Raw genomic sequence first — 21,713 nt, 5'->3', positions numbered from 1 at the left:
CTAGACCGTCCACAAATCATCGGGGCCGAGATAGCTCAGGTCGAGCTGAGCTACATTCTGGGCCACATTCGCCCGCACGAGACCGCGGGCATTCGGGTTGAGCGGATGCTGTAGCTGGCCGATCGCGCGCCCGTCGGGCGCCAGCACCAGCGGCTGTCCGTTGCTATGAAAGAGGCTGACTGGCGTCCCGGGAGGGACCGGTGCGGCGAACCACTGGACGTTTCCAAGGTAATCCCGCCGCGCCCAGGTCCGGTTATCCGAGGGGGCAAACTCCTGAATGAATTCGAGCCATATCGCCCGTGTCTCGGCCGTTGGCCAATTGGGTTGCGCCGACCAGACCGCGAGGCCGGGCGAGCGCAGCCAGGCGCGTAATTCCGCGCCGGTCGTGAAGGTGGCGGCGGTGTCGGTAACGGCTTTGATGGCCGCCAGCCGTGAATTGAAGCCCGCCTGGATCAGGATTGAAGCGGAGCGGTTCATAGTACCCGTTTCGACGGCCGGCACTGCCAAGCCCAACTCGTGATCTTCCAACGCCAATTCGAACACACCGGCGACATCGCCATTGGCGGCGGCACGGACGCGCAAGGCCTCCATGGCCCAAGGAAGGCGATAAACCAGGCCGCCTTCGATAAACTGCAACGTCTCGGCTTCCTGTCCAGCGACGATCGCGGCCAGCGGCTGTCCGAGCAGCCAGCATCTGAGGATGTCGCGCCAATTTGCCGGGAATGGATCCGGCTCAAATGGGTAGAAGGCGAACACGCGCTCGGCGATGCCGGTGATCGCAGCGATTGCCGCCTCATGGTCCGCCGCCGCGAGGGCCGCGTTGGCCTGTATGAGAAGATCGTTTGCCGCGGGTGCAATTGCGTCCAGCGCGTGCCCGGCTTCGAGGCCGAGACCGGCCAAAAAGTAGCCGCGTCGTCTAGCGGCGGTCGAGTTCGCCCATATGAAGCGGGTCCGGGTGAGCAGCGTGGTGCGATATGCCGCCCGCACTGCATCGTTCATGCGGAGCAGGCGACGCTGCCAGAGCGAAGATTGCAGGATATTGTCGAGCGCGGCCTCGATCTGGTCATCGGGCACGTCGGCCTCGCCGATGAGACTGAGAATGGCGGTGTCGAGCGTCGCCATATGACGCTCCCACTCTTTCAGCGCCAGCTTGCGCTTTTCGACCTTCTCGCCGGCGACCTCAGGGAAGGTCCACGCCGCGGCATTGTTGACGACATAGTCGATCAACTGGTCGAGGTTGCCGCCAAGACGCGCGTGCATGCGGTTGAGCAAAGACCAGATGAGTTGGATGAGCCCGCTTTCCATCTCGCGGGCGCCGAGATCTTCGATCAGCTCGACCCATTCGCCGTGCTTCTTGTTCTTGGCGTCCTCAAAGATGGGATAGAGGACAAGGCCTTCGACATCGACGTAGGCCCGGCCGGCGCGGCCGATGACGTTCTTGAATTCGGAGACCTTGATCTTCTCGCCGTGCCGGTAGAGCGAGTGCATGACGACGGCGGTCGCCGACAGATTGAGGCCCTGCGCCAGGGTCGGCGATGAGATCGTGACCTTGAGCACGCCGTCACGCAGGAGACGCTCGACCTCCTTGCGATAGGCGGTCGGCAAAGCTCCATGATGAAGCGCCACGCCAAGTCGCAGGCATTTCAGGATGTCGCTGTGCGGGCCGAGCCATTCTTCACCGAGCGCGATGGTGGTCTGCAGCGTGGCCGGGTCGACCGTGAGCAGGGACGCGAGCGCGCCGCGCGAGTGCAAGTCGACGATGACCTTGGCAAATGGTTCGACACTGCGCCGTTCTGGGCAGTAGATCAGAACGGTCTGGCCGTCGCCTACGAGGCGCCAGGCGGTGGCAAGGGTCAATTCCTGCTGGTTATCCGGGAAGAGCTTGGTGCGAAGTCTCTTCGGCGGCACGAACAGCGGTGGCGCCGCGCCGGTGAGGAACCGGGGCACAAAGGGCCTTTCCTCGCCGACGCGAAGACTAAGGCGCGCCGTCGGCGAGTTCCAGGTCACTTCACCGAAGCGCAGGCGCGTCGGACGCCAGTCGTGCTTGATAGGGCCGCCGGGCTGATCGCGGCGCAGCCACGCCGAGAAGTCCTCCATTTGATCGCCGTCGGGAAGAATCGCCGATAGGCAGACGATGCGGCGCTGATCGGCGTCCGGGCGACGCAGGAGGCGCTGAATCTGAACTTCGTATCGAACTTCGCGCTCGCCGGGCCCGATCATATGGCCCTCGTCGAACACGAGCAGGCCGACATCGTCGAGCAGCGACGGGTCGTTCCTCAAGGCAAAGTCGAGCTTTTCGGGGGTCGCGACGACGATGTCACGCTCGCGGATGGCATCCTCGTCGAAACCAGACACCCCAATGCTGCCATAGAGGGCGGAGATGGTCTTGCCGAGCGGCCCGAACGTGCGCTGGAGCGTGGTTTCCGTCTGCGCAGACAGGGCGCGAAGCGGGGTCACGAACATGACCCGCCGTCCGCCTGCCAAACATCTCAGAATGGACAATTCGGCGATGCGGGTCTTGCCGGCGCTGGTCGGCAGCGAGACGACGAGATTGTCGGTCTGATCGACAGCACGCGACGCCGCCTCGGTCTGCGAAGGCCAGAGGTCGATCTCAGCCCTCGGGCGGCGAGCGAGCAAGGCGATGAAGAGCTCGCGAAGGCTCGGCCATGAAGCTGCAGCTCCGCCGGCGGGGAGCAGCGGAACCTTTTCGTGGAAGGTGTTCGACCAGAGATCGGAAAGCAGATGAATGGCGACCCGATGCGCCCACCATTGTGGCAGAAGGTTCAATTCCGCGCAGATGTCGAGACTTTCGCGAAGCTGGGCGATCGCCCTGTCAAGAAGCGCACGCTCGCCGCGATCCAGCGCCAGAAGGAACATCGCGAAGGCGCCGTAAAAGGTGTCCGTCAGCGCCAGATCCAGGCCTTCGAAGAGAAAGTCCTGACCATCACGGTCCTCCGCATCGGCGGCCGGCTCGGCGAGGCGCTGCTGAAAGAGCGCGGCAATGGTTGCGTCAGAGCCTCGGCCGTCCAGACGGAAGGCGTACACTCGCGCCCTTAGCTCGGTGATGTCTCGGCGCATCAACAGCGCGAGTACCTGCTCGATCGGGGAAAAATTCTCCTCGGCCGCGACGACCGCGAGGAGTGAATAGGCTCGAGCTGATAGATGCGCGAGGTGATAGCTTGCGGCCGCCATGACGAAATGGAAGTCGCGATCCGCCTCGGCCCGATTGCCTTTGGCGATAACTGCTTCGAGCGCGGTTGCCGCCTGCTCGAATGCGATACGTGCCTGGTTTGGATCGCCGCCAAGTTCGAGGAGGCGCAGCCCCAGCCCAAGCAAGCCATAGGCGTAACTATGGAGATCGAAGCTGAGCTGGGGCGAGAAGGCGGGGGCGTCAGGAGGTAAAACACCGTCACGCCAGATCATGGCGCGCGCTTGGCCCCGCGCGATAAGTCTGCCGCGAAAGCCAGCCGTCGCCGCGTCCGTGATGGCGGCTATGATCGCTTCAGGGTTGGTTGGCATTGGCGATGACCTGAGCGTAGACGGCCCCGACGAAGGCGGCATGGCCGTCTACGTGTAGGCCGATGCCCCATTGTCCGATCGGACCGGGATAGGCCTGCAGAGCCTGTGTCAGCAGTGCCTGCGGGGAGTTTCCTGAGAAGGTGAAGAGGAGATGCTTGACGCTCTCGGGTGGAATGCCGTGCCGATAAAGGGCATCGTCGATCGCGTCGACGAGCGGCATATCCGTGCCCAGTTCCATCAGTCTGGCCGAGATGTAGGATAGAGAATGCGACGATGGCAGGCCGCCATCCTTGTCGAGGCCTGTACGCGCCTCTTCAAGTGTCTTGGTGCGAAGCGCGGCGCGGCTCTTCGCTTCCGTTTTGAGGAAGCGAAGGCGTTGTGTCGCCGGGTCGAGGATCATCCCGATGACGTCATCGCCGCGCATCGCCATGTCGCGGTGATCTCCCCAACGTAGCCGTTTGATGGGCGCGCGATAGCCGCTGTGCGCGTTGATCCATTCGGTGGCGTAGATCTCGCCGAGGTCACCAGACCGTATCTGAGGAGTCTGCGGCAGGAGGTCGGTGATCATCTTTGCCGCCCCGGCTTTGCCCAATCGTGCCAGCGCTCTCGCGATCCGTTCTTCAGCGGCGTAGTGAGTGGGCACGGCGGTAGCCGTCACCTGGATGCCGGTCGGAGCATCCGCCGGACGGCCGGTCATGACCCGGACATGATGATTGCCGAGCGGCGTGTCCGCGGCGTCGCACCAATCGTTGAATTGTACCATGCGCCTCCTCCTCAGGCCGGGAAGAGGTCGCGAACACGAAGGAAGGGCATGCCGGTTTCGGCTGCTCTGCGCACCTTGCGTTCCAGAACATGGTTGAGGGGTATCTCGCGATCGAGCATCTCGTAGAGGTCGAGCCCGTCCATACTGATGACGCGCTTGCCGCGTCCGAAGGCGGCAAGGCCATCATCGGTGAAACCGCTATTGCTCACGAACAGACCGCGGGTCCATGCGGCCTTCTGTTCGATCTTGCCGTGGAAGGTGTGCAGCTCGGCCACGCCGATCGGCTGGCCGTGCCATTTGGCCTCAAGGAGATAGATCTCGCTTCCGAGCTGGAAGCTGCCGTCGATCTGCTCGCCGCGCAGGCGAAAGGGCTCCTGGGCGGCAAGGCCGAAGGCGTCGAACAGGCCTTTGAGAAATGCCTCGAATGCGTAGCCACGCGCATGTGGCGCGAGCGCGGTGACCTGAAGCAGATCCGCCTTGATCTTGTTGATCGCCTGTCGATCGACAGCGGCAGGCTGCGGGTTCGTTGCGGCGCGTTGGGGCGAGACGCCGCCAGAGAGGCGGTTGATCAGTCCCTGATAGTGCGTCTCGGCATTGGCGACGGGGTCGGTGGCACCGGAGCGGGCGAGATATTCGCTGCGATGTTCCCAGAGCGCCGTCAGGGCGCGGACGGCGGTCGAATCGTCGCAACTCTGCAAGAAATAGCGCAGGCGCTTGCCCTTTGATTTGCCGTTTACCGCGTATTTCGGATCGTCGATGTTGATCTTGAGCTCGGATGCAAAGAAGTCCGCGAAGCTGGGATCGGAAAAATCCAGCACGAAGCCAGAGCCTCGGACGAAGTCGACGAGGTCGTCAATAAGGCGCAGATCTATGGATCGAATCGAACTGATAACCTTTCCCCCGAGCGAACAGCCTTGAGTTAGCTGTTGATCGCTTCTTGAAGCGCGGCAATTTTTGCAAGTATGTCGTCGAATGACGGCGGTGTCTGGTCAAACATCATCGGCGCCATCGCCCGATAATCGGCCCGTAAGTCTTTAACCCGCGCCTCGTCCGGCATCAGCCGGAGCGTGCCTGGTCGAGCCGTTTCATAGCTTGCCCAGCCCGAGCGGAAGAAGGTGGTTTTGTGCTGTGCGACCTGCGCCAGCAGATCGAGATCGGCAACAGCTGCTCGCCCCTCGTCCGTGTCGAGGAGCATGGAGAGGTCGTAATAGTGCCGCGAGAAATATTGCGGCGTCGGGGATTCTGCAGAGCGATGCGCCTCCGCGTGGAGCGCGGTCGCCTTTTCCCAGAAGGTGCGCCGAGCTGACAGCACGGTCACGCTGGTGTCGGGTTCGGCGAAAAAGTCGGGATAGTCGTCGGCCGCATAGGGGCGGATGACTTTCTCTTCAGTCGGCCAGGGATCGCCGCGCGCACCGAGTTCGAGTTTCACGCGTGGAGTGATGTAGGCCATGCCCTCATATTCAGCGGCTGGCAGGGCTGTCGGGTAATGGAAATTGACGGTCTGGGCGTCGCCGGCGTCGATCTCCAGCGACCACTCGCCGTTGGCCGGCTCGCCGAGCTGTTCAACGATCGCGGCGCGAAGCGCCGGGAGGAGTTTCTCGGCAATGTGCCGCTCAACGTCGCCGACCAGATCCTCGATAAGCCGGGCTGCTTGCTTCCTGCTGATCCCCTCCTTCTCGGGATCTCGATCGCCGGTGTATCCTAGTTCTGCCCGATCGAATGATAGGTCGATGTCCTCGGAGAACCGGCGGATGGCGCCGAACGCTTTCGAGAGCGAGGTGCCGCCCTTGAAGACAAGGGTTGCCGTAGTGCCCTTCGGCAAACCGAACAGGCGCCTCAAGCTCCAACAAACCCAGAAGTCCTTTTCGATGATCGTGTCGGCGACGCCCCGGCCGGCGCCGGTCTCTCCGAAGAGAGCTGCTCGATCGTCGACGGGAAGACGGGCGACCTTATCCATCGATATCGGCCACCGCTGCGTTGGCGATCGAAACGAGCGTCGGCCGCATCCATGCAGGCGCTTGAACGGCGGTTGAGGCCAGTGTCTTCTTGTCGTTGGCCGAAAGCCGGCGCGCCGCGACCTGTACGACGTCAGCCGCCCGCACGGGGCCGACATGGCGAAGCGCCTGAACCACCGTACCGGCAGGACTGCCCGGCGCGATAAGATGTTTGGGCGAGGCGTGGCGAAGATCGACGACACGCTTTCCCAGCACGACGCGTCGTGACGGACCGTCGGTGAGATAGGTGCTCTGGGCGGGAACCTGCGTCGAGAGGCCAAGCGCGTTCGCTGCCCGAGCGCCAGCAATCTGCACCTGCGAGCCGGTCTCCCGGGCAAGAGCGTGGGCGACATCGTCCGGAGAGGGCGACAGCGGCCCGAGCTTCGGATGCAGCTTCGGGAAGTCGTAGAGCCCACGCGCAAGCCGGCGGAGTTGTCCGCCCTTCACCAATCGTGAGAGGGCCTGATCGACGGATGAGCGGGCGGCAACGGTGAGAAAGTCGCTGGGCGTGAAGACGCTGCCGCGTCCGCTGGCTCGGACACGTTTCATCACCCGGTCAGGAACGGAGGTGGCGATCATCTTCATGCGTCAGAAAATAAGGTATCTTTTTCTGACATGCAAGGGGTGGTCTCTGGAGGTACAACCCATTCTCGGGCGCGACCTGGATTTTCGCTTTCCAATCTGCTAATTGATGACGGTACTTTTCGGGGTTGGCGGCAAGGCCCATGCTGGCCGAAAAATTCGGCTCTAAGGAGCGATTGATCCCGATAGATGCTGGAGCCACGCAAAATATTTTTTGCGGAAATTTCCCTTTAAAATCAAAACCGTAAGTTTTTGACGACCCGCAGGTCGGCTTTTGGCGTACCAAACAAGAAAAAACCAAGCTAGATCAATGATCTAACTGGGCTAAATACAATTGAGTGGGAATGAGATTTTTCAATAACATATTGATTGTATTGATGAAGTTTTGGTAAATCGACCACTTATCCTGCATCATCATTGGTATTTTTCATGGTATCGGGATGGCGTGCGATTGAAAGCATCGCTGATACCATGATCGGAATTTTGGCTCGATCATGGTATCGAGTGCTCGGATAACGCCATCCGCATATTGTCAAGTTACTGAAATTTCAGGGATTTTCTAACCCGCTTGCGCAGCGGTTACGGATCGGTTCAAGCATGGCATTGTCTATGTCTCAACCAAGAGACAACGTCGCCTTTATCATGTCTAAACGTTTGCTACGCCCTCGAGCGCGCGGACAAATACTGAACGCGCCGGAATAGTGGGATTCTGTCATTTGGACGCGGCAACTATGCGGACAAAGATGCCGATCATTGTTACTTTCCGAGCGGACGCATACTCTGCCATAAGACGTAACCAAGATAGAAGAGCAAGCGGCGACTGAGAGCCTGACCCAAAAGCCTATTGCGCCCGGCAGGGTTGTGTGATTCACCGAATCCGTCGGCTTGACGGAGGTGATTTGTGGCGTGGACGGATGAGCATCGGGCGGCCTATCGGCGCGAGGGCGGCCAGTTTCCAAGCGATTTGACGGACGCGGAATGGGATCGCCTGTCGCCCCTGATCCCGGCGGCGAAACCAGGCGGCCGACCCCGCAAGACCGACATGCGCGCGGCGATGAACGCCATCTTCTATCTGCTGCGGACCAGTTGTCCCTGGCGCTACCTGCCGCGGAAGGACTTCCCGCCGCGTTCGACGGTCTACAACATCTTCCGCAAGTTCCAGCGCGAAGGCGTCTGGGACGCGATCTGGGCCGAGTTGCACATGGCCTTGCGCGAGCGCCTCGGCCACGAGGCGAGCCCGACGGCGGCGGTGCTGGACAGCCAGTCGCTCAAGGCGGCGGAAAAGGGGGCGGTCAAGACAACGCAGTGGGTTACGACGCCGGCAAGAAGGTGAAGGGGCGCAAGATCCACGCCCTGGTCGACACGCTGGGCCTGCCCATGCGCGTCGTCGTCCACTCGGCCGGCATCCAGGACCGGGACGGCGCCGCGCTCGTTCTGGAGCGGATCAAGGCGCGCTTTCCCTGGCTCCAGCTGGTCTGGGCCGATGGCGGCTACAATGCCCGCCAGGTTGACGCCGCCGTGGCGAAATCGCCGGGTCTGCGCATCGAGATCGTCAAGCGCAACGATGACATGAAGGGCTTTGTCGTGCTGCCCAGGCGCTGGGTGGTAGAGCGGACCTTCTCCTGGTTCGGCCGCAACCGACGCCTCGCCAAGGACTGGGAAAACCTCGCCGACACCCTTCGCGCTTTCGTCACCCTCGCCTCGATCCAACTCGCCATCAGAAGGCTCGCGCGATAGTAGGCTTTTGAGTCAGGTTCTGAGATGGCGAAGAAGGACAACCGAATCTCCGACCTGCCATCCGTACAGGAGCTTTCGACTGCACTACCCGCCGTGCGAGCAGTGCGGTGGCTAGCGAAGCTAGCCGTCAGAACGGGCCTTGGTGGAAATAAGGCGCGGCAAATCATGGAGGGTGCGGATCAGCTTCTCACCCAATCCGACATCCTCAATCTCCCTGACAGTTTCAACGCAGTATTTGCAGAACGCGGCTGGATTGCGACGTCATCCATGTCGGTGGATGCGATGCGTGCTGCCTTGGAGAAGCATAAAGAGGGCGATACGGATGCGGGGGAGGAAGTCATCGCTGATTGGGTGCTAGACCCGGCGACCATTAATCTCTTCGCCATTACGCGGAGCAAGTCGTTCGGCGATGTCAACGGCAGGTGGCATCAACTGCGGGAGGCACTCGCACTCACCGAAGAAGGCCGCTACTGGTCCGCCGTACCGCTAGTCCTGATTTCTTGCGATGGCTTCGCGTCCGATGTGTTGGGAACCTCGCCGTTCGAGAAGAATGCGGACCTGAGTTTATTCGACTCGATGGTGGCCCATCCCACTGCGCTTCCTGCGGCTATCACGCGGATTACTAAGAGAGTGCGCAGGTCGAGCGACGATGCACTGTCGCTGCCCCTCCGGAACGGCATCCTCCACGGCCGCTCGCTGGGCTACGCGAACCGCGCGGTCTGCGGGAAAGCGTGGATGTTAATGATTGCGCTGGTCGACTGGGCAGCGGACAAGCGGGAGGAGGAAACGCGACGGACCAAGGATGAGGCACGGAGATCCACGAACTGGCGGGACATATCCGCATCGTTGCAAAAGAATAGGGCTGATAAGGCTTCAATCGAGGCGTTCGTTCCTCGTCGTTGGGAGGAGCCATTCGCCGGGGATTTGGCTGAAGACGAGCCTGCTTTCGCGTTCAGGGAGTTCCTAACTGGCTGGCGGAATAGGAACTTCGGCCTCATGGCGAAGCGGGCTGTTAACATAACACAGCAAAGTCATGGACATTTTGCGGGGCGTATGCGCGCAGACGCGGAGCATATACAACTTGTTGAATTCAAAATCCTTTCGGTGTCCCAGACAACAGTCGCACGGGCGGAAGCGCACGTTCAATTGAACGGTCGGAGTCTGGAAAGAAATGTTGGCGGCGAGTTTTTAATCTTGGCTTTCCGTCATACGGCTATCGGTGACATCGCGATGCCAACGGACGAGGGTATCTGGCATGTTCAGCAGGGTTGCATCTTCGATCTGATGCACGAACGGACAATCCAGAAGCGTGAGGCCGAACTTTAGTGGTTCTCACAGGGCACGGTCGCCGAGGCTGTCATTCGGTTTCCGCGCGTCATAGGCTGAAAAAGGCTCTCCTACATTGCTGGATTACGGTTTGCCCCGTTTTATGCGGTCAGATGTCAGGCCATGCCCGCGCTTGGGCGACGAGGGCTTCCGGCGAGCCCTCGGGCGCGAGGTATTCGTCGATCACAGCGATGGCGCGCTGCACGTCCTCGCTTTCGGCGTCCGGTCGGGCCAGCAGTTCGGCCCGCCACGCTTCAACAGGGTGATGTCCGCTCATATCCCAGATAATCACGTCCAGTAGCTCGGGTAGTTCTGCGGCGGGAACGGTAGCGAAATCGGCGCTCATGTTCAGATTCTCGATTCAATGGGCGACGCTCATGATCTCACGATCCATTTAGCTCGGTGAACCAGCGATTTCATTAAATTTCGTAAGTAAATCTGAGAGTTTCAAAAGCGTAAGCACCAAGTGCCGCAGTCGATAGCGACGGGTTACAGTCATAGTATTCTTCATGATATCGAACGATGATGAAATTGTAATTCATTGAAACAATAGGAATTTTTGGCGATGTAATAATAGAGTGGGAATGAGCCGAGAGGTTTTCCCGCCGGAGGGCGGAGGACCTTGACGTCCCCGTGCCGGAGGATTTCTGATCTCCAGGGCACGGGTCCACCGGCAAGGTTGGCATGAACGGTTTCACGGTATCGGTGGCCAGGTCGTTCTTCGATGGGACGACCTGAGCGCGCCGCGCGACCTATGCGGGCGAAGGCCGCGTCGCTGACATTCTGGGTGATGCCGACGGGAGGTCGTTCGTCGCGATGGTGCGCGGCAGCGGGGGAAGGGTCTATCGCGTGACCCTGCGTCTGCCCGACGATGGCCGTGGCGGCACCGCGGTTGTTCTCGGCGAATGCGCATGCCCCGTCGGCCTGAAACGCAAACATGCCGCGGCGCTTTGACATGCGCTGTTGCCACGCGGCGGTTTCGCGTCCCCCGCCGTGGTGAAAGGGGGGCCGGACCCCAGTCCGGCGCGACCATCCGCTTGCCGCTTGCCGCTTGCCGTCTCGGTCTGGCTGGACCGGCTGCGGCCAGCGGGCTGCTTGACGGTTTCCACCGAGCGGGCGCCGCCCAGCATATGCCCCGCGCCGCGCCCCGGGCATGTTCCGTTTTCCCTCGGCAGTGTTTCGGCAAATGCGAATGGCCATGCCTCCGTCTCCCGGGGCAGGTTTGCTGACGGCGACCTGCTGCGTGGACCCCGCGCGACATTGATTTCAGCCCCGGAGCCCAGTGATCCCATGTTGTCAGCGGAAGTCATCGAACACTTCGAAACCGACGGCGCCGTCGTGCTGCGCGGCCTGTTCAAGGACTGGATCGAGCCTTTGCGCGCGGGCGTCGAGCGCAATCTCGCCGAACCCGGCCCGATGCACCGGGACTATACGAAGGGCGGCGGGCGTTTCTTCGGTGATTACTGCAACTGGACACGCATTCCCGAGTACAAGTCCTTTGTCGAGGAAAGCCCGGCCGCCGCCATCGCCCGCGATCTGATGAAGTCGAAGACCGCGCGGATCTTCCACGAACACCTCCTCGTCAAGGAGCCGGGCGCGGATATTCCGACGCCCTGGCATCATGACGAGCCTTATTACTGCGTCGAGGGGCCGAAAACGGTCTCGCTCTGGCTGCCACTCGATCCGGTGCCCCGGGATGTCTGTCTCGAACTCGTCGCCGGCAGCCACAAATGGGGCAAGCTGTTCCGGCCGCGCCGCTTCAACGGCGTCGACTACGATCACAAGTCGGATCGGCTGGTCGAAATGCCCGACATTTCGGGTCACCGCGAGGATTACCGGATTCTGGGCTGGGATCTGGCCCTGGGCGACTGCATCGCCTTCAACTTCACCACCGTTCACGGCGCGCCGGGCAATATGTCCGCCGGTCGTCGGCGGGCCTTTTCCAGCCGCTGGTTCGGTGAAGGCACGGTCTATGCCGACCGCCATGGCGAGACTTCACCGCCCTATCCGCATCTTGCTGGCCGCCTGAAGGCGGGCGACGAGATGCCGCTCGACGAATTCCCGGTCATCGCCTGACAGAGCTTCCGCTTTCCCGAAGCCAATGCTTCGAAAGCCATAATTTCAATACTCGACGGTCAGGCGCAGGGTAATGGCCTGAACACTGTCGGAAACGAAGGACGACGAGATGATCCGTACCGGCGCAGACTACAGGGACTCGATCCGCGACGGCCGCGAAGTCCATATCAACGGCGAGCGGGTGAAGGATGTCACCACGCATCCGATGTTCAAGCCGCTGGTCGATATTCGCGCCCGCATCTATGACCTGCAGCACGAGGAAGCCACCGCGCATATCATGACCTACGCGCAAGGCGACGAGGTCAGTGCCATCGGCAACAAGCTGCCAATCGTGCAGAGCGACTGGTGGGACAAGCGCCGCGCCACCGACACGGTGCTGGAGGATGTCGGCGGTGTCGTCACCCGCGTCGGCGACGAGACCGTGGGCGAGATGTGGTCGCTGTTCGACGGTCAGGATGTCCTGAACGAAGTCGATCCCCAGTTCTCGGCCAATATCCGCAACCATATCCACAAGGTCGTGCATCACGACCCGTTCCACGTCTCGGCCAATACCGACCCGAAGGGCGACCGCTCCAAGCCGCCGCAGGAGCAGGACCCGGACATGCTGCTGCATGTCGTCAAGGAGACCGATGCCGGCATCGTCGTGCGCGGCGCCAAGTTCGAGACGGCGGCGGCCTATGCCAATCAGGCCTTCACCAAGCCGACCATCGCCAACTGGGGCAATTCGGCCTATTCCGACTATGCCGTCGGCTTTGTCTGCGATCTGGGCTCCCCCGGGCTGAAATACATCTGCCGCACGGGTTTCGCCGGCCGCGCGCCCCTAGAGGATTACCCGCTGTCGAACCGCTTCGACGAGGTCGATACCCTCGTCATCTTCGACAATGTGTTCATCCCCTGGGAAAACGTGCTGTTCTACCGCCACACCAAGGCGGCCATGTTCATCCGCGCGACCCTGCACCGCTATTCCGCCTTCGCCTTCGTCCAGCGCAACCTGAAACTGGCCGACATGATGATCGGCGCCGCCCTGTTCAACGCCCGCCAGACCGGGCTCGACAAGCAGCAGGCGGTTCAGGAGAAACTGGCCCAGCTCGCCGTCTACCGCGAGGGCATCAATGCCCATCTGACCGCCGCCATCGCGCTGGCTGAACGCAGCCCCGGCGGGCTCCTGATGCCGAACCAGTCGCTGCTCTATACCGGGCGCGTGCTGGCCTGCTCGCAGCTTCACGAGATGATCCATATCGCCCGCGAGCTGTGCGGCGGCCAGATCTGCATCACCCCCGATGCGGCGGCCTTCCGCGATCCCGAGTCCGGCCCCTGGCTGGAGAAATACTACACGGTGAACGAGGACTGGGTGGCGGATGACCGGCGGAAGCTGCTCGCCTTCGCGCGCGACCTGCTGAATTCCGACTATGCGGGCCATCGCCTGACCTTCCAGCTCTTCGCCCAGAGCCCGCCCTTCGCCCATCTCGCCGCGGTCTATCGCAACTTCGACTGGGACGGCCCCCTTGACCTCGTCCGCAAGTCCGCCGGACTGTCGGAAAAGGTGTTGGGCAAGACCACGCGCACCCCGGGGGATTCCGCGGTCAGCCAGTGGTTCAACACCGATCCCGCCGCCGTCGGCAAGAAGGCCGCCGAGTGATGGAGACGCGGCGCGACCAGTTCCTGGAAGGCATGAGCCGGGCCGCCTGCACCGTCTCGGTGGTGACGACCGATGGCGCGGCCGGCCGGGCCGGGGTTACCGTCTCGGCCATGGCCTCGGTCTCGGCCGATGCGCCGGGGCCGTGCCTTCTCGTCTGCGTGCACGAAAAAAGCGCGGCGGCGGCGGCGATCGCGGCCAATGGCATCTTCTGCGTCAATGTGCTGGGGGCCGGGCAGTCCCATGTCTCCGACACATTCGCCGGCCGGATCAAGACTTTGGACGGCGACAAGTTCGCCCCCTTCGACTGGGGCGTGATGGAAACCGGGGCGCCCGCCCTCGACCATGCCCTGACCGTCTTCGACTGCCGGCTGAAGCAGGTGGTCGAGATGGGCACGCATAAGGTCTTTTTCGGCGATGTGGTCGCGGTCCGCAATGGCGCGACCGAATTGCCGCTGATCCATGTGAACCGTCATTATGGCGCGCCCGCGCCCCTGAGCCTTTGAGCGAGAACCATGTTCCACAAGCGCATCCGCACCTTCAACACGGCGAAAACCTACCCCGAGCAGAAGCTGGACAATGACCTGTGCCAGGTCGTCGTCGCCAAGGGCACCATGGTCTTCGTGCGCGGCCAGATCGGCCAGAACCTCGACACTTCGGAAAATGTCGGCATCGGCGATGTCGAGGCCCAGGCCGAACAGGCCATGGCCAACATCAGGATGCTGCTGGACGAAGCCGGTTCCGAACTTGGCCATATCTGCAAGATCGTGATCTATCTGGTCGATCCGCGCTATCGCGAGACGGTTTACCGCGTCGTCGGCAAATGGCTGAAGGGCGTCTTCCCGGTCTCGACCGGAGTCGTCATTTCCGCCCTGGCCCGGCCGGAATGGCTGGTCGAGATCGACGTGACCGCGGTCATCCCGGAGTAATTCGTCGCCCCGGCGCAGGCCGGGGCCTCGGGACGACAGAGGCACAGACGCCAAAAGGAAGCACGAGCCCATGACCTTCTCGATCGCCGCCCGCTGTGCCGAGACCGGCATGTTCGGTATCGCCATCGCCTCGTCCTCGCCCGCCGTCGCCTCCCGCTGCGCCTGGGCGCGGGCCGGGGTCGGCGTGGTGGCGACCCAGAACATCACCGATCCGACCCTGGGCGAGAGGGGCCTCGACCTGATGGCGCTGGGGGTCGACGCGCCGCAGGCGCTGGCGGTCATCATGGAAACCGCGCCCTTCATCGACTATCGCCAGCTGGCCCTGATCGACGGCGCGGGGCGCACCGCCTGTTTCTCCGGCGCGCGGGCGCTTGGCGTGTTCAACACGGCGGAAGGGCGCGACTGTGTCGCCGCCGGCAACATGCTGGCGAGCGATCAGGTCCCCGCCGCCATGGTCGCCGCCTTCGAGATGGCAACGGGCCATCTGGCCGAACGTCTGCTGGCGGCGATGAAGGCGGCCATGGCCCTGGGCGGCGAAGCCGGGCCGATCCATTCGGCGGGCGTCAAGGTGGTCGATACCGCGAGCTGGCCGATCGTCGACCTGCGCATCGACTGGGCCGAGGACGGGCCGATCGATCTCCTCGAGGCGGCCTGGGTGGTCTATGCGCCGCAGATCCATGCCTATGTCACCCGCGCCCTCGACCCGCGAGATGCGCCCAGCTATGGTGTGCCCGGCGACCTCTGACGACGAGACCGATGCGCTTCACCCTTCGCCATCTGGAGTATTTCGTCGCCGCCGGGGAAACCGGCGGCGTGACCCTGGCGTCGGAGCGCATCAATATCTCTCAGCCTTCGATTTCGGCGGCGATTTCCCATCTCGAAACCGAACTGGGCGTCCAGCTCTTCATCCGCCATCACGCCCAGGGCCTGTCGCTCACCCCGGCCGGGCACCGCCTGCTGCGCGAGGCGAAAAGCCTGCTCGATCAGGCCCACAACCTCTATACCGTCGCCTCCGAGACGACGACCGAGATCCGGGGCGAGCTGGCGGTCGGCTGCATGTTGACCCTTGCGCCGATGATCATCCCGGAACTGTGCCATTCCTTCATGGCCTCCTTCCCGCGCGCGGTATTGCGCCAGCAGGAAGGCCATCAGGAGGAACTGGTGGAAGGCCTGCGCCGGGCCAAGATCGACATCGCGCTGCTCTACGACCTTCAGGTGCCGAAGGATATCGTGATGGAGCCCCTGGTGGACCTGCCGGCCCATGTCCTCGTCAGCGAGGTTCATCCGCTGGCGACGCGGACCACGGTCAGCCTGAAGGAGCTGGAAAGCGAGCCGCTGATCCTGCTCGACCTGCCGCTCAGCCGCGAGTATTTCCTCGCCATGTTCGAGCGCGACGGGCTGCAACCCCGGATCGCCGCGCGTTCCGCCTATCCGGACGTGATACGCACCATGGTCGCCAATGGTTACGGCTACACGCTGGTCAATGTCCGGCCGCGTTCCGACCTCGCGCTCGACGGGCGGCGGCTGGTCAGGCTCCGGCTGGCCGGCGGCCACCGGCCGATGAAGATCGGCATCGCGACGCTGGACGGCATCCGCAAGTCCCGCCTGCTCCAGGCCTTCGAGACCCACTGCCGGACCTTCATTTCCGAAGGCTATATCCCCGGCATGATCCCGCCCCTGCTGGATGCCCGGGTCCGGGAAGACGCGACCTGAGCTGCTTCAGAGCCTGTTTGGCAACCCCGGACGGGTCGATCCGGCGGATCTTTCCGCGCCCCGCGGCGTCGGCAATCTTGCCGATATCACACGATATCGGCGGCGACCGCCTCCTCGCGGGACACGAAAATCTCTCGCCGGCTCTCAGCCGCCGGATTTCCAAACAGGCTCTCAGGCCTTCAGCAATTCGGTGACCTCGCGCCGGAACGGCAGGCTGTCGCCGTCATGGGGGGCTTCGTCCAGCTCCCGCGCGAAACGATGCCCGGCATAGGTCGCATGGGCGATGGTCGCGGGCGCCAGGGCATCGCCGATGGCGGTGACGGATTCCAGCCCGGAATCGGCCCAGTCGGCGGCGCGGGCGTTCAGCGCCGTCAGCAATTCGTCATTCGGCAGGCGGGAGGTCACGAGGACGGTCGCATCGGCCTCCAGCCGCTCCTCCCGGCCGGTGAACATGCAGGCCATGGCGGCTTCGCCCGGGCGGACCGCGTTCAGCGCCAGAAAGCTGCGGATCGCGATGCCCTTTTCCAGCATCCGCTTCTGGATGAAGAATTGCTCCATCGTGTTGCGGGTCCAGGTCGAGGCTTCGGAGGCCGGCGTCGCGTAAGTCACCCGATAGCCCTTGCCGGCCAGCAGTTCGGCGATCACGCCGCCCATGTAGTAATGATCGTCGTCCCAGACGAGGACGCGGCCCCCCGCCGGCAGCCGGCCGGCCATGATGTCGCTGGCCGACAGGACCTCGGCGCCGCCCTCGATCGGAATCGCCCTGGTGTGGAGGTGACCCACCCCGTCCCGACGCCAGGTGGCGCCGGTCGCCAGCACCACGCGGGGAATGCCGAAACCCATGATGTCATCCGCCGTCAGCGGACTGTCGAGGAACAGCTCGACATTGGGCAATTGATGAAGCTGCTGTTCCCGGTAATCCTTCACCCGGATCCAGGCGGCGAGGCCGGGCAGGCGGGATTCCAGCGCCACCCGGCCGCCCAGCTCGCGCCTGGCCTCGGCCAGCATCACCGGATAGCCGCGCCGGCCAAGCGCCCGGGCCGCCTCCAGCCCCGCGGGACCGGCGCCGACGATCAGGACCGGCTTGTCGCTGGTTTTGGCCACGATACGCTCCGGGTGCCAGCCCTTCCGCCATTCCTCGCCCATGGTCGGGTTCTGGGTGCAGCGGATGGGCGACTGGGTGAAATCGCCGGAGACGCAGATGTTGCAGCCGATACATTCGCGGATGTCCTCGATCCGCCCTTCTTCCAGCTTCTTCGGCAGGAAGGGATCGGCGATCGAGGGCCGGGCGGCGCCGATCAGGTCCAGCACGCCCTTGCGAACGAGGCTGGCCATCCGGTCGACCGACGTATAGCGGCCGACGCCGACCACCGGCTTGCTGGTCAGGCGCTTGATGCCGTTGATGAAGGGCTCGGAAAAACCTTCCTCGGCGAAGCGCGAGGTCTGGCTGTCGTTCTCCCAGCCGGCGATGGTCACGTCCCACAGGTCCGGCAGGTCGGCCATCAGGCCGATCATGTCCTCGACCTCTTCCTTGTAGAGGCCGCCCTCGCCGATCAGCTCGTCGACCGAGATCCGCACGGGAACCGCGCAAGTGTCGCCCACCGCGTCCTTGGTGTCCTGCACCACTTCCCGCAGCAGGCGGATGCGGTTCTCCAGGCTGCCGCCATATTCGTCGGTCCGGTCGTTATAGCGGCGCGACAGGAAATGATGAAGAAAGCCGAGGGCATGGGCGGCATAGACATAGATGAGGTCGAAGCCCGCGCGCCTGGCCCGCAGCACGGCATCCCGGTGCCAGCGCCGGACATTGGCGATATCGGTCTTGTCCATGCGCCGCGCCTGCACCGGATCATAGGTGAAGGTCGCGACCGGCAGGGGGGCCGGCCCCATCGGCACTTCGCGGGAATAGAGGTTCGGCCCGTTCATGCCGTTATAGGCCAGCTCGATCCCGGCGAGGCTGCCGTGCTCGTGGATCCGGTCGGCCATGCCGGCCAGGGCCGGAATATCCCGGTCGTCCCACAGGCGCAATTCGATGAAGGGCGTGATTTCGGACGAGTAATGCAGCTCGACCTGTTCGGTGCAGACGACGGCCCAGCCGCCCTCGGCCTTGACCCCCCGCATGCCCGCCAGCGCGCTGGGATCGCGATAGCCCATGCCGTTGCAATGGGGCACCTGATAGAAGCGGTTGCGCGCCGTCACCGGACCGATCTTCACGGGCTCGAACAGAATGTCATAGGCGGGGTCGCGAGACACGGTGACGGGATCCTCCGGGGGCGATGGATCGAGACTAGCGTGATCGCGCCCGGGACCAAATTCGCAATCGCCAAGGCCATGCCTTGTAAAATACGAATTGCTCCATGCCGGGGTGCGAGGACCGAAGCTGGCGAGGTGCAGCGGCAATATCGGGGGAGGGGCGCGACCGGAAGGTTGATTGGCTGGGGGACCTGGATTCGAACCAGAGCTACCGGAGTCAGAGTCCGGGGTTCTACCGCTAAACTATCCCCCAGCGGGATCAATCGCGACGAGGCCGGGGTTATAGTCTCCCGAATCGCGGCTGTCAATCGTCTGGCGCCGCAAAAGGCGCCGGGGCCTCAGTCGCGGAAATCCAGTTTCAGTTCGGCCTGGGATCCGGCCATCCGGGTCCGCGCGTTGTCGGCCAGGCGGTTGATGAGATAACCCGCCATGCGCTGCGGCGCGTCGCCATCGTCGAGCATTTCGTCGTGGCTGGGCGGATGGGTGGCCAGCACCGGCAGGGTGCCGCGATAGCGGATGAAGATGGTGAGATTATATTCGTCCTGCTGGGTCTCGAGTTCGATCGCCTCGGCGCCGGGGGCGAGAAGGTTGCTGTCCCTCAGCAATTCGAACGCCTGCCACGAGGCGAGTTCAGCCCGCTTCACCGCCTCGTGGCGGGCGCCCCAGAGCTTTCCCTGCGCCTCGACGAAGGCGATCATGTCCTCGAAATGGGTGTCGGCCACGGCGAAGCTCTGCCGGGTCTTGCGGCGGATGCCGAAGCGGAACAGGGCCTGAAGCGCGACGGCCGTGGTCAGGGCCAGGGCGAATTGCGAGAAGGCGACGTAATGGGCGCCGGGGAACATGCGCTCCAGCTGATCATGGATGTCGCCATAGCTGATGCCGACCAGAAGCGCGATGCCGATCGCCAGCGACCGCCGGTTGTCCAGCATCCGCGAGCCGATCATCTGGATGCCGCCGATCGTCGCGAAGGATGAAAGGAAGAGGAACAACGCCCCCAGGACCTCGGGCGGCACGATCATCCAGGCGACGATCACCTTGGGACAGAGGGCGATCAGGAACAGCAGCCCGGCGGTCCAGATCGCGAGATGGCGGCTGGTGCAGCCCGAGGCGAGGGCCAGGCTGGCGGCGCCGCCGCTGGCCGCCATGGGCATGGCGTTGATCAGCGAGGCGAAGATCTGGGCGATGCCCTCGGCGCGGACGCCCCGGCCGACGGAATCGAGATCCGGCCGCTTGAAATCGGCATCGTTGAAGCGCTGGGCGACGGTCTGCACCCCCATCGAGGTCAGCGACAGGGAAAAGCCGGTGATGATGGCGGGCACCAGGGCTTCCATCTCGAAATGCCAGCCGAACTGCTGCAAGACCGGCAGGTGGAGGACGGCGGCGCCCTCGAAGGCGGCGATATCGACATCGGTCAGAAGACCGCCCGCGGTCGCGAGGACAAGGCCAAAGCCAAGGCCGGTCACCGTCGCGAAGAACTTCAGCCCGCTCCGGCCCCAGACATTGCAGGCGACCATGACCGCCAGCGTCGCCCCGGCGACGGCGACCCGCTCCGGCTGGGGGCCGGCGGATCCTTGCGTCGAGAAGATCAGGTTGAGGCCGATGATGCCGATGCCGGCGCCGATCAGCAGCATGGCGAGGCCCGCGACCTCGACCGTGAAGATCGCCCGCAGCCGCTTGATGACGAAGCTGAACAGGATCATGGACAGGCCGCTGACCGCGAACATGCCGAAGCCCCCGCCAAGGCCCGAATGGGCAAGGCCGAGCGCCAGCACGGGCAGGACCGAGGTCGTGCCCTGCACCGGCAGGAAGATGCCGGCGCCGATACCGAAGCGCCCCCAGGCCTGAAGCAGCAGGGCGACGGCCGAATAGATCAGGCCGCAGGCGGCGAGGTTCAGGAAGGCGGCCTGATCCATCCCGGCGCTGCGCGCGAAGAAGGCGGGCACCGCCAGCAAGGCGCCGAGGAAGGCCACCTGTTGCAGGGCAAGGCCGAAGGCGAAGCGGGCCGGCGGGATATCTTCGATCCCGTAGAGCAGCGTGTCGGGTCGGCGCATCGGGGTACTCGTTTTACAGGAAGAGACAAGGGGGCGGGAGCAGGGGGTGGGGGGCGGTGTTAGAGCACCGGGAACAGGCGGGTTTCCCCGGGCCTGGTTTGCCACAGATCCCCGGTATCGAGGTCGAACCACCAGCCATGGAGTTGAAGCGTGCCCGCATCGACCCGCTCCTTCAGCCAGGGATAGGTCAGGAGATTGCCGATCGAGCCGGCGATGGCCGCGCGCTCCACGAGGAAGGGATTGTCCTTCAGCAACTCCAGCGACACGGGGCGGCGGCTGTCGGCGCCATCGGCATGGCCGACATGGATCCGGCAGGCGTCAAGCGCCAGCTCGACCCAGTCGTTGATGAAGTCGCGCGCCATGCGCTTGCCCTCGGCGCTGCCGATCAGGGCCTTGATGCCGCCGCAGTGGGCATGGCCCATGACGACGATGTGATCGACCATCAGGTCGCGCACGGCATATTCGATGGCGGCGCCGGTGCCGTGCAACGACGGGCCGGGCTGATAGGGCGGCACCAGGTTGGCGACATTGCGGACGGTGAACAGCTCCCCCGGGTCCGCGCCGGACAGCAGGGCGGGATCGACCCGGCTGTCGGAACAGGAAATCATCAGGGTCGCGGGGGCCTGCCCCTCCTCGACCAGCGACCGCATCAGGCCGGGGCTGGCGCCATAGTGGCGGGCCTTGAAGGCGCGAATACCATCGGTGAGATGGCTGATGTCACGGCAGGTGCAGCCGGCGGGTCGATCCATGCTCAACTTGTCCCCCTGGGGTTGGCGGTGGAGATGCGGGTGAAATCTGTCAGGTGACGCTGGCGGTGACCAGGAAGCCATAGCCGAGGGGGGCGGGCAGCAGCGCCGAGGCCCCGTCGTCCAGAAGGCCCAGCAGACGCGAATGGGTGACGGCGCTTTCGGGCAGCAGGCTTTCGATGGTCAGCCTCTCCACCGTGAAGCCCGCCTCGGCGAGGTCCTCGCGGATCTCCTTCGCGGTGAAGAGATGGTAGAACAGCGGGATCGCGCCACCGTCCAGCGGGCGCTCGTAGCGGATGTCGCCCGGCTCCAGCTGCCCTTGGGCGACCAGGGCGCGGCAGTCGCGCTGGCGGGCGCGGAAACGCCGCAGGGCATTGGGCAGGCCGAGCAC

General features: G+C 63.7%; 19 protein-coding genes and 1 tRNA gene. 8 read left to right on the top strand and 12 right to left on the bottom strand.

What is annotated here, in order from left to right:
* From WAZ62_RS03800 to WAZ62_RS03780, 5 genes are all read right to left on the bottom strand, one after another.
* Entirely contained in the window at positions 1-3,519 is a 3,519-nt protein-coding gene (locus WAZ62_RS03800) for a DEAD/DEAH box helicase (protein ID WP_422642200.1), read from the bottom strand.
* Positions 3,503-4,282, bottom strand: coding sequence for a Hachiman antiphage defense system protein HamA (locus WAZ62_RS03795; protein WP_075822018.1), 780 nt, complete (start codon positions 4,280-4,282; stop codon positions 3,503-3,505). Before WAZ62_RS03795 ends, WAZ62_RS03800 begins: the two co-directional genes overlap by 17 nt.
* An 11-nt stretch (positions 4,283-4,293) precedes the next feature.
* Complete coding sequence (locus WAZ62_RS03790; protein WP_363738427.1) at positions 4,294-5,100, bottom strand: restriction endonuclease; 807 nt, start codon at positions 5,098-5,100, stop codon at positions 4,294-4,296.
* Between the two features lie 101 nt (positions 5,101-5,201).
* Complete coding sequence (locus WAZ62_RS03785; protein WP_363738425.1) at positions 5,202-6,239, bottom strand: nucleotidyl transferase AbiEii/AbiGii toxin family protein; 1,038 nt, start codon at positions 6,237-6,239, stop codon at positions 5,202-5,204.
* Entirely contained in the window at positions 6,232-6,861 is a 630-nt protein-coding gene (locus tag WAZ62_RS03780) for a DUF6088 family protein (protein ID WP_422642199.1), read from the bottom strand. Before WAZ62_RS03780 ends, WAZ62_RS03785 begins: the two co-directional genes overlap by 8 nt.
* Before the next feature lie 898 nt (positions 6,862-7,759).
* Between WAZ62_RS03780 and WAZ62_RS03775 the strand changes: the two genes are divergently transcribed.
* Positions 7,760-8,595 (top strand): IS5 family transposase gene (locus WAZ62_RS03775; RefSeq protein WP_422642198.1). Its coding sequence is split into 2 segments (ribosomal slippage): positions 7,760-8,140 and positions 8,143-8,595, totalling 834 coding nucleotides; the frame shifts between segments, so codons are not numbered across the junction.
* A gap of 24 nt (positions 8,596-8,619) precedes the next feature.
* A complete protein-coding gene (locus tag WAZ62_RS03770; protein WP_422642197.1) occupies positions 8,620-9,921 on the top strand; it encodes a hypothetical protein in 1,302 nt (433 codons plus the stop codon).
* A gap of 109 nt (positions 9,922-10,030) precedes the next feature.
* Here WAZ62_RS03770 and WAZ62_RS03765 read toward each other — a convergent pair whose 3' ends face one another.
* A complete protein-coding gene (locus WAZ62_RS03765) occupies positions 10,031-10,267 on the bottom strand; it encodes a hypothetical protein (RefSeq protein ID WP_422642196.1) in 237 nt (78 codons plus the stop codon).
* Between the two features lie 161 nt (positions 10,268-10,428).
* The gene (locus tag WAZ62_RS03760; protein ID WP_422642195.1) at positions 10,429-10,878 is read right to left on the bottom strand and encodes a hypothetical protein; all 450 of its coding nucleotides are present in this window, start codon (positions 10,876-10,878) and stop codon (positions 10,429-10,431) included.
* A gap of 333 nt (positions 10,879-11,211) precedes the next feature.
* On the opposite strand from WAZ62_RS03760, the gene WAZ62_RS03755 reads away from it, so the two are divergent.
* The 6 genes from WAZ62_RS03755 (at position 11,212) to WAZ62_RS03730 (ending at position 16,275) form a co-directional block, all read left to right on the top strand.
* Positions 11,212-11,997 carry a phytanoyl-CoA dioxygenase family protein gene (locus WAZ62_RS03755; RefSeq protein WP_422642194.1) on the top strand — a complete coding sequence of 262 codons (786 nt, stop codon included), beginning with the start codon at positions 11,212-11,214 and terminating at the stop codon, positions 11,995-11,997.
* Between the two features lie 109 nt (positions 11,998-12,106).
* Entirely contained in the window at positions 12,107-13,636 is a 1,530-nt protein-coding gene (locus tag WAZ62_RS03750; protein WP_422642193.1) for a 4-hydroxyphenylacetate 3-hydroxylase family protein, read from the top strand.
* On the top strand, positions 13,636-14,139 hold the full coding sequence (locus tag WAZ62_RS03745; RefSeq protein ID WP_422642208.1) for a flavin reductase family protein: 504 nt from the start codon (positions 13,636-13,638) through the stop codon (positions 14,137-14,139). Before WAZ62_RS03750 ends, WAZ62_RS03745 begins: the two co-directional genes overlap by 1 nt.
* A 9-nt stretch (positions 14,140-14,148) precedes the next feature.
* Entirely contained in the window at positions 14,149-14,562 is a 414-nt protein-coding gene (locus WAZ62_RS03740) for a RidA family protein (protein ID WP_422642192.1), read from the top strand.
* A 70-nt stretch (positions 14,563-14,632) separates the two neighbouring features.
* Complete coding sequence (locus WAZ62_RS03735; protein WP_422642191.1) at positions 14,633-15,307, top strand: DUF1028 domain-containing protein; 675 nt, start codon at positions 14,633-14,635, stop codon at positions 15,305-15,307.
* Positions 15,308-15,318: 11 nt separating this feature from the next.
* Positions 15,319-16,275 (top strand): LysR family transcriptional regulator, encoded by a 957-nt coding sequence (locus tag WAZ62_RS03730; protein ID WP_422642190.1) that lies wholly within the window; start codon positions 15,319-15,321, stop codon positions 16,273-16,275.
* A gap of 171 nt (positions 16,276-16,446) precedes the next feature.
* On the opposite strand, the gene WAZ62_RS03725 is transcribed toward WAZ62_RS03730, so the two are convergent.
* The 5 genes from WAZ62_RS03725 to WAZ62_RS03705 all read right to left on the bottom strand — a co-directional run.
* Positions 16,447-18,525, bottom strand: coding sequence for an FAD-dependent oxidoreductase (locus WAZ62_RS03725; RefSeq protein WP_422642189.1), 2,079 nt, complete (start codon positions 18,523-18,525; stop codon positions 16,447-16,449).
* A gap of 179 nt (positions 18,526-18,704) precedes the next feature.
* Positions 18,705-18,778 (bottom strand) — tRNA-Gln (locus WAZ62_RS03720).
* An 85-nt stretch (positions 18,779-18,863) separates the two neighbouring features.
* Positions 18,864-20,576: a solute carrier family 23 protein gene (locus WAZ62_RS03715; protein ID WP_422642188.1), complete on the bottom strand. Its 1,713-nt coding sequence runs from the start codon at positions 20,574-20,576 to the stop codon at positions 18,864-18,866.
* A 59-nt stretch (positions 20,577-20,635) separates the two neighbouring features.
* The gene (locus WAZ62_RS03710) at positions 20,636-21,325 is read right to left on the bottom strand and encodes a carbonic anhydrase (protein ID WP_422642187.1); all 690 of its coding nucleotides are present in this window, start codon (positions 21,323-21,325) and stop codon (positions 20,636-20,638) included.
* A 49-nt stretch (positions 21,326-21,374) separates the two neighbouring features.
* The coding region (locus WAZ62_RS03705) for a hypothetical protein (RefSeq protein WP_422642186.1) at positions 21,375-21,713 on the bottom strand (339 nt) is incomplete at its 5' end.

Source organism: Zavarzinia sp. (assembly GCF_049306435.1).
Classification (GTDB): domain Bacteria; phylum Pseudomonadota; class Alphaproteobacteria; order Zavarziniales; family Zavarziniaceae; genus Zavarzinia.
This window is presented reverse-complemented; position numbering and strand designations above follow the sequence as displayed.